At 51.3% G+C, this 11911-nt stretch carries 9 protein-coding genes and 2 pseudogenes; 6 read left to right on the forward strand and 5 right to left on the reverse strand.

All coding sequences use genetic code 11. The features are described from left to right. Both OGX94_RS23935 and OGX94_RS23940 read right to left on the reverse strand, forming a co-directional pair. Positions 1 to 129: transposase (locus OGX94_RS23935; protein WP_032151009.1), on the reverse strand; the 129-nt coding region annotated here is incomplete at its 3' end. Between the two features lie 59 nt (positions 130 to 188). After that, positions 189 to 317, reverse strand: a pseudogene (locus OGX94_RS23940) (recombinase family protein); the annotation flags it as partial. 158 nt (positions 318 to 475) lie between these two features. Between OGX94_RS23940 and OGX94_RS23945 the strand changes: the two are divergent. The 6 genes from OGX94_RS23945 to OGX94_RS23970 all read left to right on the forward strand — a co-directional run bounded on the left by OGX94_RS23945 (position 476) and on the right by OGX94_RS23970 (position 8918). Then, positions 476 to 3484, forward strand: coding sequence for a Tn3 family transposase (locus tag OGX94_RS23945; protein ID WP_176350077.1), 3009 nt, complete (start codon positions 476 to 478; stop codon positions 3482 to 3484). Positions 3485 to 4028: 544 nt separating this feature from the next. Beyond that, positions 4029 to 4403, forward strand: coding sequence for a hypothetical protein (locus OGX94_RS23950; protein ID WP_032174571.1), 375 nt, complete (start codon positions 4029 to 4031; stop codon positions 4401 to 4403). A gap of 17 nt (positions 4404 to 4420) precedes the next feature. Beyond that, positions 4421 to 6184: a polysaccharide biosynthesis/export family protein gene (locus OGX94_RS23955; protein WP_032174572.1), complete on the forward strand. Its 1764-nt coding sequence runs from the start codon at positions 4421 to 4423 to the stop codon at positions 6182 to 6184. Between the two features lie 54 nt (positions 6185 to 6238). Further along, the gene (locus tag OGX94_RS23960) at positions 6239 to 7039 is read left to right on the forward strand and encodes an ABC transporter permease (protein ID WP_148361455.1); all 801 of its coding nucleotides are present in this window, start codon (positions 6239 to 6241) and stop codon (positions 7037 to 7039) included. 10 nt (positions 7040 to 7049) lie between these two features. Further along, a complete protein-coding gene (locus OGX94_RS23965; RefSeq protein WP_148361454.1) occupies positions 7050 to 7700 on the forward strand; it encodes an ABC transporter ATP-binding protein in 651 nt (216 codons plus the stop codon). 15 nt (positions 7701 to 7715) lie between these two features. Beyond that, positions 7716 to 8918 carry a sugar transporter gene (locus OGX94_RS23970; RefSeq protein ID WP_220703628.1) on the forward strand — a complete coding sequence of 401 codons (1203 nt, stop codon included), beginning with the start codon at positions 7716 to 7718 and terminating at the stop codon, positions 8916 to 8918. 185 nt (positions 8919 to 9103) lie between these two features. Here the strand turns inward: OGX94_RS23970 and OGX94_RS23975 are convergent. From OGX94_RS23975 to OGX94_RS23990, 3 genes and pseudogenes are all read right to left on the reverse strand, one after another. Beyond that, positions 9104 to 10318 (reverse strand): annotated as a pseudogene (locus OGX94_RS23975) (IS91 family transposase). A gap of 8 nt (positions 10319 to 10326) precedes the next feature. Next, positions 10327 to 10746 carry a hypothetical protein gene (locus tag OGX94_RS23985; protein ID WP_220703627.1) on the reverse strand — a complete coding sequence of 140 codons (420 nt, stop codon included), beginning with the start codon at positions 10744 to 10746 and terminating at the stop codon, positions 10327 to 10329. 164 nt (positions 10747 to 10910) lie between these two features. Then, entirely contained in the window at positions 10911 to 11879 is a 969-nt protein-coding gene (locus OGX94_RS23990; RefSeq protein ID WP_000654811.1) for an IS5 family transposase, read from the reverse strand. Positions 11880 to 11911 lie beyond the last annotated feature (32 nt).

An 11911-nucleotide genomic window follows, 5' to 3' on the forward strand; every position in this document is an offset into this window, starting at 1 on the left:
TATCCAGGCGTAAAGGCTGTGGGTGGTGATATCGAGACGTGTTGCAACGCTGGCAACAGAATAACCGCGATCAACAACCTGTTTGACTGCTTCAGTTTTAAACTCTTCGGGATAACGCTTACCGCTCATGGGCACCTCTCTTTAAGCCATCTTAAATGACTCTGAGGTGTCTGTTAAACCCATGGCGATTCAGTTGCTCCCGACATCATGTCAGTAAACACTCGATCATCCCTCACTCCCGCTGTGTTGAGCTCAGTAACCTGGCTCGTCAGTTTCTGATGGCTGGTTGATACTCTTGCATACCCTAATAATGCCATTTTGGTCTCATAAATCGATATTGATACTGCGTAGTATCATAAGGCATAAATCACGATTTTTGATACTCATGTTTAGGGCAGTTTTCATTGGTCTCAAAATTTATAATATCTGATACCGCCAAAATAATACGGATCAATAAATAATGAAAGGATGCGTGATGGCTGCTGATTTTCTGACCGACAAACAGACACAGAACTACGGGCGTTATGCCGCAGAGCCAAACGAGATCCAACTGGCACGGTATTTTCATCTTGATGAGCGAGACCTTACTTTCATCAACCTACGTAGGGGCAGGCATAACCGGTTGGGGATTGCCCTTCAACTCACAACCGCCCGCTTTCTGGGAACCTTCTTGCCCGATCTCATGCAAATACCGCCCGGTGTCCAGTTTTATGTCGCAAGGCAACTTAACATCCGCTATCCAGAGATCATCTCCCGCTATGCTCAAAGGGAAAATACACGTTGGGAGCACCACGGGCTTATCAGGCAGCACTACAGCTATCATGATTTCGGTGATTTCCCGTGGTCGTTCAGACTGAAGCGATTGCTGTATACTCGTGCATGGCTCAGTAATGAACGCCCCGGACTGATGTTCGATTTTGCCACCGCGTGGTTGCTTCAAAATAAAGTGTTGTTGCCAGCCGCATCCACCCTTACGAGGGTCATTGGTGAAATCCGTGAGCGTGCGACCCGCCGCTTATGGCGAAAATTGGCCGCGCTGCCAAACCGTTGGCAGGCCGCACAACTGGCTGGGTTACTTGAAATCCCCGAAGGACAGCGACTCTCAGTGATGGAGCACCTAAAAAGAGGCCCTGTCACTATCAGCGGCCCCGCATTCACTGAAGCACTTGAACGTTACACTCGCCTGCGCAGCCTGGAATTTTCCTGCCTGAATTTCACTGGGCTGCCTGCCATACAGCTCCGCAACTTGGCACGCTATGCCGGAATGGCATCGGTGAAATATATCAGCAGAATGCCAGAAGAACGGCGGCTGGCTATCCTTACCGCGTTCGTGAAAGCGCAAGAAATCTCGGCGCTGGACGAGGCCGTTGACGTGCTGGATATGCTGATCCTCAATATTACCAGGGAGGCGAAGAAAACCGGGCAGAAAAAGCGACTTAGGACGCTCAAGGATCTTGACCGTGCGGCGTTGTTGCTGGTGCGGGCATGTGCACTTTTACTTGATGAAGATACTGGTGATGATTTGCTGCGAAAGACCATATTCAGCAGTGTACCTGTCGCCAGACTGGCAGAGTCAGTGGAAAAAGTGAATGAACTGGCCCGCCCCCAGGATACAAACTTTCAGGATGAAATGGTGGAGCAGTACGGACGGGTAAGGCGTTTTTTGCCCGCACTACTGCGCGATCTGCACTTCCGGGCGGCTCCAGACGGTGAACATACCCTCGCGGCCATCCATTACCTGGCAGAGCTAAACGGCTCGAAAAAACGGATCCTGGACGATGCACCTGAGCATATCATTTCAGGCCCTTGGAAACGCCTGGTGTACGATGCTGAAGGTCGGATACAGCGAGCGGGTTACTCGTTGTGTCTGCTGGAGCGACTTCAGGATGCGCTACGCAGTCGTGACATCTGGTTGGAAAACAGCGATCGTTGGGGTGATCCGCGCCAAAAACTTCTTCAGGGGGAGGAATGGCAGGCGCAGCGGGTTCCAGTGTGCCGGGCATTGGGTCACCCCACCAATGGCAGTAAAGCATCGGTGCAATTGGCAGCACGGTTGGATGAAACCTGGAAAATGGTGGCATCACGTTTTGACCGCAATACCGCCGTAGACATCTGCAATGAAGGTAAACATCCTTCGCTGACCATCAGCAGCCTGGATAAATTGGATGAGCCACCGGCGCTGATACGACTGAGCAGCCGAGTCAGACAATTGCTCCCACCCGTTGACCTGACAGAACTGTTGCTTGAGATTGACGCCAGAACGGGTTTCACCCGTGAATTCAGCCATGTCAGCGAGTCAGGTGCCCGCGCGCAGGATCTGCATATAAGCCTGTGTGCGGTGATGCTGGCTGAGGCCTGCAATATCGGACATGAGCCGCTGATCAAGCACAATATCCCTGCACTGACCCGCCATCGCCTGAGCTGGGTGAAACAGAACTACATCCGAGCAGAAACGCTGGTCAGCGCCAATGCGCGGCTGGTTGATTTTCAGTCCTCGTTAGCGTTGGCAGGATACTGGGGTGGCGGTGAGGTGGCCTCCGCTGATGGTATGCGTTTTGTCACACCAGTGAAAACGGTGAATTCTGGCCCCAACAGAAAATACTTTGGTTCAGGGCGCGGCATTACCTGGTACAACTTTGTCTCTGACCAATATTCGGGTTTTCATGGCATAGTGATCCCTGGAACGCTGTGGGATTCCATTTTTGTGCTGGAGGGACTACTTGAGCAACAAACGGGACTAAACCCGGTTGAAATCATGACGGACACAGCAGGTACCAGTGACATTATCTTTGGCTTGTTCTGGCTACTGGGATACCAATTTTCACCTCGTCTGGCGGATGCTGGTGAGGCGGTGTTCTGGCGGGCTGACAAAGCAGCGAATTACGGGGCGTTGGACGAACTGGCTCGGGGTTGTGTTGACCTTTCTAAAATCGAAAGCCACTGGGATGAGATGATGCGGGTTGCAGGTTCGCTGAAGCTGGGCACAATTCATGCGTCAGAACTCATTCGATCGCTATTGAGAAGTACCCGACCGTCAGGGCTTGCTCAGGCAATAATGGAGGTCGGAAGAGTTAACAAGACACTGTATCTTCTCAACTATATTGATGATGAGGACTATCGCCGCAGGATCCTAACACAGCTTAACCGGGGCGAAGGTCGCCATGCCGTGGCAAGAGCCATTTGCTACGGTCAGCGTGGTGAGATCAGAAAACGTTACCGCGAGGGGCAGGAAGATCAGTTGGGTGCGCTGGGTCTGGTGACAAACGCAGTGGTGCTGTGGAATACGCTTTATATGCAGGAAGCCTTGTCGCACCTGCGTAGCACTGGGGAAGGGCCAGAAGATGAACATATCGCGCGGCTTTCGCCTCTGATGCATGGTCATATCAACATGCTGGGACATTATACGTTCACACTACCGGAGGATATTATGAAGGGGGAATTGAGGCCGTTAAATCTCAATTTAAACAATGAATTACCTCCTTAGCGTGGTTTTTTACATCATTGGCCCTCAAACCCCTTAATTGAACAAGAAATAACCGTTTAATACCCCTTCGCCAGTCGAATTTCGGCTGGCGCTTATTTGTTTTCCACTCTCTGAAATTGAAACAATCACTATCAGAAACTAATGTCCAATATACGCTTTTGCCACCCCCACCAGAGTTAATAGTCTTTCGGACTTTTCCCCTTTTTCAGAGCTGATTTCTGAAATTTGAAATGACACAATCTGCAAATTAATGTAATCTTCGCCACACAAAAACACTTTCATGAATAATAAAAAACGATTTAGTTGTTTACTGAATAGTTTTTTTATGGCAGCACCCTAAAGCAAATTGAACACTTTCTAACCGGAATCGTCATTTTCCGTGCGGTAGCCTAGCTTTTTTTTGCCCTTTATTGCTTCACTTCCTCAGCTATGCGCCTCTGCTCCCTGGCCTTCGGGTCAACTTTTTGGGCAATATAAACAGTCGGGTACCTACGAATTTTTATATTCACACGCCAGGTTCCGAATACATGGAAAATATTTACAAATGAAGAACGCAACTCGCCTTCTGGTGATTTCGCTCGCCCTCATCCTGAGTGGCTGTGCATATTCCCCGAAGCAGGTTGAAGCCTCAAGACCGCTTGTAAATCAAGCCGCTTCGACCGATCTCCACGCTATGGCAGCTAACCTGCAACAACCTCTGAACACCCTGCCGCAGGGCGCTACTCTTAGCGCCAATGGCACCACCTTTACCCTGGGTCAGCGCTATGTCTCTGCCCTGGGGCTGGAATGCATTGAACTGCTGCGTAACCGTAACTACAACCAGTCGCAGCGCGGCGTGACCTGCAAGAACGGTGATACCTGGTATCTGATACCGCAACTGGAACAGGCATCTGCCAGCAACTTGCTTGCCGTTCAATAATTTTGAAGAGAAATGTTGTGAAGATAACGAAATTTCGGCAATTGAGTGCCATTCTGCTGCTGGCCTGCGCCTCTTGCGCCGCCATTGCCGCCCCTTCTAAGGAAGATGCTCAGGCCTTTGGAATGAACACCCCGGCAGATACCGGCGACGGCCGACTGCAACTCGGCGGTGACCAGGCGATGAGCGGTCAGGCGAACACCTCCTCTACCACCGGGACTTTTACGCAGCAAAACCGCCAGGGCATGTTACTGCCGGGCGAGTCCGACGTGCGTAAATTACTCCCGCAGTCCGAGTCCGGTCTGCCCCCTCCTTACGGTGCCAACCTGTTTGCCGGTGGCTATGAAACCGAGCGCAGCGACGGTCTGACTGATAATTACCTGATCGCTCCCGGCGATAAGCTGAATATCTGGATCTGGGGCGCAGTCAATTTCTCCAACGTCGTCACCGTTGATAATCAGGGTAATATTTTCATCCCTGATGTCGGGCCGATTAATGTAAAAAACGTAGCGGCAAGTAAAGTCAATAACTTAGTTACCAGCCACATCAGTGAAGTATTTACCAATAACGTTAATGTTTATGTAAATTTACTTACGGCAACGCCGGTCAGCGTATTTGTGACCGGCCCGGTGATCCGTCCGGGGCAATATGCCGGCCAGTCTTCCGACAGCGTGCTCTATTTCCTGAAACGCGCAGGCGGTATCGACTCCGATCGCGGCAGCTACCGTCATATTAAGGTGTTGCGTCAGAACCGGGTCATTCAGCAGATCGACCTGTACGAGTTTATGCAGCAGGGCAAAATGCCAAAGCTGGCGCTGAAGGATCAGGACGTGATCCTGGTTGAACCGCAGGGGCCGATGATCAACGTGGCCGGTAAAGTGCGTAACCCGTTCCGCTTCGAGTTAAAGAACAGCAGCGCGCTGGGCTCCGAGCTTATCGATTATGCCCTGCCGCTCGCGAAGGTGAGCCACGTGGGCGTAATTGGCGATCGCGCCAGCGGCCCGTTCTCGGTCTATATGCCGTATAAAGATTTTGACCGCATTCAGCTGAGCGACGGCGACAAAGTGCTGTTCAATGACGATATGCATGCCCAGGTTTACGACGTGCAGGTGATGGGCAGCTACCGTGGGCCATCTTACTTCACCGTGCGTAAAGAGACCCGACTGCACGATCTGCTGAACCATATTCCGATTGACCCGAACATGGCAGATTACGGCTCGATCTACATCATGCGTAAGAGCGTGGCCGCACGGCAGAAAGAGATGCTGGAAGACTCCCTGAACCGCCTGGAGCGCAGCGTGTTTACCGCGCCAGCGAATTCCGACGGTGAGGCTTCCATTCGTACTAAAGAAGCCGAGCTGGTGATGCGCTTCGTGGAAAAAGCCCGCAAGATCCAGCCGCTGGGGAAAGTGGTGGTGTCGGATAAGGGCGTGATAGCCAACATCCTGCTGGAACAGGGCGACCAGATTGTGATCCCGAACAAGACCGACCTGATTCAGGTGGGTGGCGAAGTGATGATGCCGCAGGCGGTGGTCTACAACAAAAGCGCCACCCTGGAAGACTATGTGGCCTGGGCGGGCGGCTTTACCGACCGTGCGAACGACAAGCGTATTGCCGTGGTACATGCCAACGGGCTGATGGAGTTTAAAGACGGCGGTGATGTGATGGCAGGCGATCAGATTCTGGTCATGCCGAAAGTGGACAGCAAAATGATGCAGTCCATCAAAGATATTACCCAGGTCATCTATCAGGTTGCCGTGGCGGCCAACGTGGTCCTGAATTAACCCTTAAAGCGGGCTCGCCTCATCGCGGGCCCGTTCTGTTATATCGGCCTTCTCATGCTTAAACCTGTTCTCAATCAAACGCCCCGCAGCTCGTTCCAGGTGCTGCGCGATGTAACGTTTGGCCTGCTTATACGTGAACTGAAAACACGATTCGGGAGTTACCGGCTGGGATATGCCTGGGCGCTGTTGGATCCGTTGTTGATGATTGGTCTGTTTAGTGCTGTATTTGGAATGCGCGGGCACAGTGGTTTTGGTGGCGCGCCTGCACCACTCTTTATTACTGCGGGCTATCTGCCGTTTATCTTTTTTAAGAATGTGGTGAGCAAACTGCAATCTGCAGTCAATGCTAACAAAGGGTTGTTCTGCTATCGGCAAGTGACGCCCTTTTCCACCTTTATCGCTCGTTTTATTCTCGAAACCATTGTTGGCATGATGGTCGGGGGTATTCTGATTTTGGGGTTATTGTGGTTTGGGTTTGATGCCGTTCCTAATGACCCGCTACAAGTTATTCTTATCTATATGCTGTTGATGATTTTTTCGTTTTCATTGGGCATCGTCTTTTGCATTACGGGCAACTTAGTTAACGAGGCCGAAAAATTCCTCGGTTTGTTGATGATGCCGTTAATGTTTATCTCCTGCGTTATGTATCCCCTGGCAAGTATCCCGGCACAGTATCAACACTGGTTTTTATGGAACCCCCTGGTACACGCCCTTGAGCTAATACGCTCTGGCTGGATTGCTGGCTACGTTAGCCCGAACGCCAGTTGGACTTATCTATTTGGGGTGACACTGGTACTGCTAACGTTTGCTATGAGCAGCTATCGCCTGAGCTATCGCCGACTGATTGCCAGCTAAGGGGAATAGCATGATTGTTCTGGAAAACGTTTCTAAGTATTACCCCACCAAATTTGGCCGCAATTATGTTTTGCGTGATGTAAACATTACTCTCCCTCGCGATCGCAACATCGGTATTTTGGGTGTTAACGGGGCAGGTAAATCTACCCTTCTTCGTCTTCTAGGCGGCATGGATATGCCTAATAAAGGCAAGGTCACCCGCCACTGCCGTGTCTCCTGGCCATTGGCTTTAAATGGCGGTTTTCAGGGAAGTATGACCGGAAGGGAAAATACTCGCTTTGTTTGCCGTATTCATGGCGTGCGCGATACGCAGGCTATTGAGGAGTGGGTAAAAGAGTTTTCTGAAATCGGCCAGCATTACGAATTGCCGATCAAGGGTTATTCCAGCGGTATGAAATCAAAATTTTCATTTGCCGTAAGCATGGCTTTTGATTTCGAAATCTACCTGACCGATGAAATTATGTCAGTGGGGGATGCCCGCTTTAAGCAGAAATGTATAGATATTTTTAACCAAAAACGCGAAACCGCCAGCCTGATCATGGTTTCACATGATATGAAGAACCTACGCCAACAATGCGATATGGGTATTTTGCTGCGCAACAGTGCTCTTGAGGTGTTCGATAATATCGACGACGCCATCCGCATTTATCAGAATTTGTAATAAGCAAATAACACCATGAATCAGCCAACACGCTTAAATAAAGCATCAGGAATGATGCGTAAGTTACACAAATTAAAAACCAAGCCTAAACATTTCATTGTGGATTCCAGTGGTTATCGCCTGGCGAAGCATTCATGGAAACAGAGTCTGAAACTCGGAAGCTTTATGTGGGTGGTGGCTCTTTTCACCATTGCCGTTGTTTACTTTTGCCTTATAGCTTCGGATCGCTATGTGAGCCGGGCGGAGCTAGTTGTTAAACAAGCAGACCAGATAAAGATGCTACCCGATGCGTTGTCGATGCTTGGTATTGGGGGCAGTAATCATGAAGACATCTTATTAATACAGGACTATCTTAAATCCCCTGATTTAATCGGCAAACTGGATAAAGAACTCGGCCTTAAAGCTCATTATCAAAGCCACAATGTAGACTTTTTTTCGAGGCTGTCGGATAACGTCAGCAGAGAAGAGTTTATTCAGTATTATCGTAATCATCTTACGTTACGTTTAGATGACATCTCCGGCGTACTTACAATTGAATTTCAGGCGTTTGACCCAGCTTATGGGAAGCGTGTGGTTGACCTGATGCTGAAAGAATCGGAAGGCTTTATCAATAAACTGGGCCATCAAGTAGCTCTGGAGCAGTTGGCTTTTGTAGAGAAAGAGGTCAACCGAGCTTATCAGCGGGTACAAGATGAAAAAGCTAAAGTACTGGATTTTCAGAATACCCATCACCTGCTAAGTCCGGAATCGACCAGTACAGCCCGCTTGGGCGTAGTCAGTCAAATCGAAGGTCAATTGGCACAGCAGCAAGCTCAGTTAAAACAACTGCAAAGCTATATGCGAGAAACGGCACCTGCAGTTATCTCAGTACAGGCCAGGGTTGATGCATTAAACAAGCAGCTAGAACAGGAAAAATCTCGATTGACAGGGGTAGACAAGGATGCAATGAACGAAGTTACTGCTCGTTATATGGATGTTCAAACCCAGGCTGCACTTGCCGCAGATCTGTATAAAAGTGGACTTATTAGTTTAGAACAAGCGAGGGTTGAGGCGTACCGTAAACTTAAGCATTTACTTGTTGTCAGTCAACCGACCTTAGCTGAAGACGCCGAATATCCACGTCGACTTTATAATTTGGCGACGATCGGCGTCCTCCTGTGTCTTCTGTATGGGTTGGTCGTGATGGGTCTCGCAACGTTGCGTGAGCATCAAGACTAAAAATCATAATATTTTAGCTGATAAATTAATCTTGATGGTTAGGAAAATGAATCATCGTTTTAAAAATACCCTGACCATAGACATCGATGTCTGAAGCGCAGTGATGGCGTGCCATCGGGGAAGTTATTGTAATAAAATGCGGTTTTCGGCGAGTTTTTAACCTGAAACCCGTTTTTCAGGCGTACTTATACCGCGGCCTGTGTCAGAAGCCATCGTTTCCGGTCGATGCTGTGCAGCCTTTCTGCCACTAACTCCGTGGCGTGTCTGCCGGCCTGCGCGCTGACAAAACGCAACCGGTTCCCGCACAGAATGCATTTGTACGGATCCGTGCGCAGGAACCCTTTCATCAGCCCGGCGAAGCCGGGCTGCTCCGGTTTTTTCCGCGCCTCCATCTGCAGGGCTTCACAGACTTTCGGCAGCAGTTCGCCCCGTTTCCGGTTGGACAAAAATCCGTAGTAGCGCACCATCTTAAAATGTTTCGCCGGGATATGACTGATATATCGCCCGATCATCTCTTCCTGCGTCAGCGTCTGCTCCCGGTACTGCTGCGTGCGGTGGTCGTAATAGTGATGTACCACGGCGCCACCGCTGTAGTGCCTGAGCTTTGCCGCCGACACCGGCGGTCGTTTCAGGTACCGGCCGAGGTATTTGACGCTCCGCCAGGCTCCCCGGGTTTTCTTCGCAAAGTGCACCTTCCAGTGGCGACCGTACTGCGCCTGAAGATACCGCTGCCACTGCCTGTTGTCGCGGATATGCCCCAGCCCCGGCAGGCTGCCGGGATTTATCAGGTCATAGCTGTGGCGCAGCAGGCGGATGACTGCCCCGCGCCAGATTTCCTCCACGGCGTGCTTCTTAAAGAAGAGGTCGCGCCAGACGCCATGTTTTATATCCAGCCCGCCACGGGTGACGGACAGGTGAATGTGCGGGTGCTGGTTAAGCTGGCGGCCGTACGTATGCAGGGCGCAGAAGATACCGACCTCCACACCCTGGCTGCGGGCCCACCGGAGCATGGCGCGGGTGGCGGCGCGGAACAGGGCGTTGAGCAGGGGCTATCTGTTGTTGAAGAAGGGCCACAACAGATGGGGCATGGTGAAGGTGATATGCTGCCAGTCACAGTCGGGCAGAATATGCTGTTGCTCTGTAATCCACTGCTCCGTGGCTTTATGTCCGCAGGAGCTGCAGCCTTTTGATTTACAGGTCTGGCAGAAGAAGCGGGAGTGGGTGCAGTCTGGTGACGAACAGCAAAAGCGGCGAACGCCCATCTCAGTGGTCCCGCAGGCAAGCATGCGCTCGACGCAGAGGCGGGTCCAGGGGCTGATGTTGTCACCATGCTTATCGAGGAACATATTCCATGCGTCATCAATGGTGAACAGCAGCTTAGCGGGGCGCGGGGTGTACATGCGGCGGGTTATCGCTCTGCAGTGGTGCCGTGATTATAGTGCCAGTCGTCACAGTCATCGGCCCAGTTGTCGGTGTGTTTATCCCAGGGGGAGAAGGTCACCGGGAGCATGCCGGATTCTGTGGCGATAATAAACACATCGGCTGGCATGGACTCAAGGACGACGTCACCGTCGGGTGAGTCAGGCGGCTCAAAGCCGCGGATGATGCAGACGAGAGGCGGGTCGAAGTGTGTATCGAGGAAAAACTGTGGGCCCAGGTGAACGCAGTGACGGATGGCATCTTGCGGTGTGTCATAAAAGAACTCATCGGGATCGTCATAATCGCTCCGGGGCGGGACAGACACCAGAAAGCGCTTCGGAAAATTGGGGCGTGAGCGTCGTGATGATGGTGTGGGTTTACGCTTTCTGGGGGCTTTGCAGCGGGCCATGTGAATGAATTCCTGCGAAAATTAACATAACGCAGAGTATACATATAAAGCCGCGTGATGGTCATGAACACCATCGGAACGGCGGAGCCGTGACGCTCGCCCTGAAAGGGGCTTTGTTGAATAAATAAGATTTCGTGCGAACGACCCTGTAGCTGGCTGGATTTTCAGGCAATACGCACGCTTTCTGGCATCCCAGCCTTTGTCATCCTGTTCAACGCACGCACCATGGCCATAGCTTCCGCTACCTGACCATCGTAGTCACGCAGCGTCAGTGAATCTCCCAACAACTGCTTCATTCTGTACATTGCCGTTTCCGCTATCGAGCGACGGTTATATTCCGTTGTCCATTTCCACCGTGCATTGCTTCCGCTCAGCCGCTGATTAGCAACGGCACGGTTGCGGTCTGCGTACTCACCGGGCCAGTAACCTGCTCCTTTTCGGGGAGGAATAAGCGCGCTGATTTTTTTGCGGCGCAGTTCATCGTGACAGAGCCGGGTATCGTAAGCCCCGTCTGCCGCGGCTGCCCTGATTTTTCTGTGAGTCTGCCGGATAAGGCCCGGGAAGGCTTCTGAGTCCGTGACGTTATTCAGCGACAGGTCTGCACAGACAACTTCATGTGTGTTGCTGTCAACAGCAAGATGCAACTTTCGCCAGATACGACGGCGCTCTTTGCCGTGCTTTCTGACTTTCCATTCGCCTTCACCAAAGACCTTCAGCCCGGTGGAATCAATCACCAGGTGTGCGATTTCACCCCGGGTGGACGTTTTGAAACTGACATTAACCGACTTTGCCCGCTTACTGACACTGGTGTAATCCGGGCAGCGCAACGGAACGTTCATCAGGGCAAAAATGGAATCAATAAAACCCTGCGCAGCCCGCAGGGTCAGCCGGAATACGCGTTTAATCACCAGAACGGTGGTGATGGCGAGATCAGAATAGCGCTGGGGCCTTCCTCGTGATGAAGGCGTTGCCGACTCATACCAGGCCTGAATCGCCTCATCATCCAGCCAGAAAGTGAGGGAGCCACGGTTGATGAGAGCTTTGTTGTAGGTGGACCAGTTGGTGATTCTGAACTTTTGCTTTGCCACGGAATGGTCTGTGTTGTCGGGAGGATGCGTGATCTGATCCTTCAACTCAGCAAAAGTTCGATTTATTCAACAAAGCC

This window comes from Citrobacter sp. Cpo037 (assembly GCF_030332945.1).
GTDB lineage: Bacteria > Pseudomonadota > Gammaproteobacteria > Enterobacterales > Enterobacteriaceae > Citrobacter > Citrobacter portucalensis.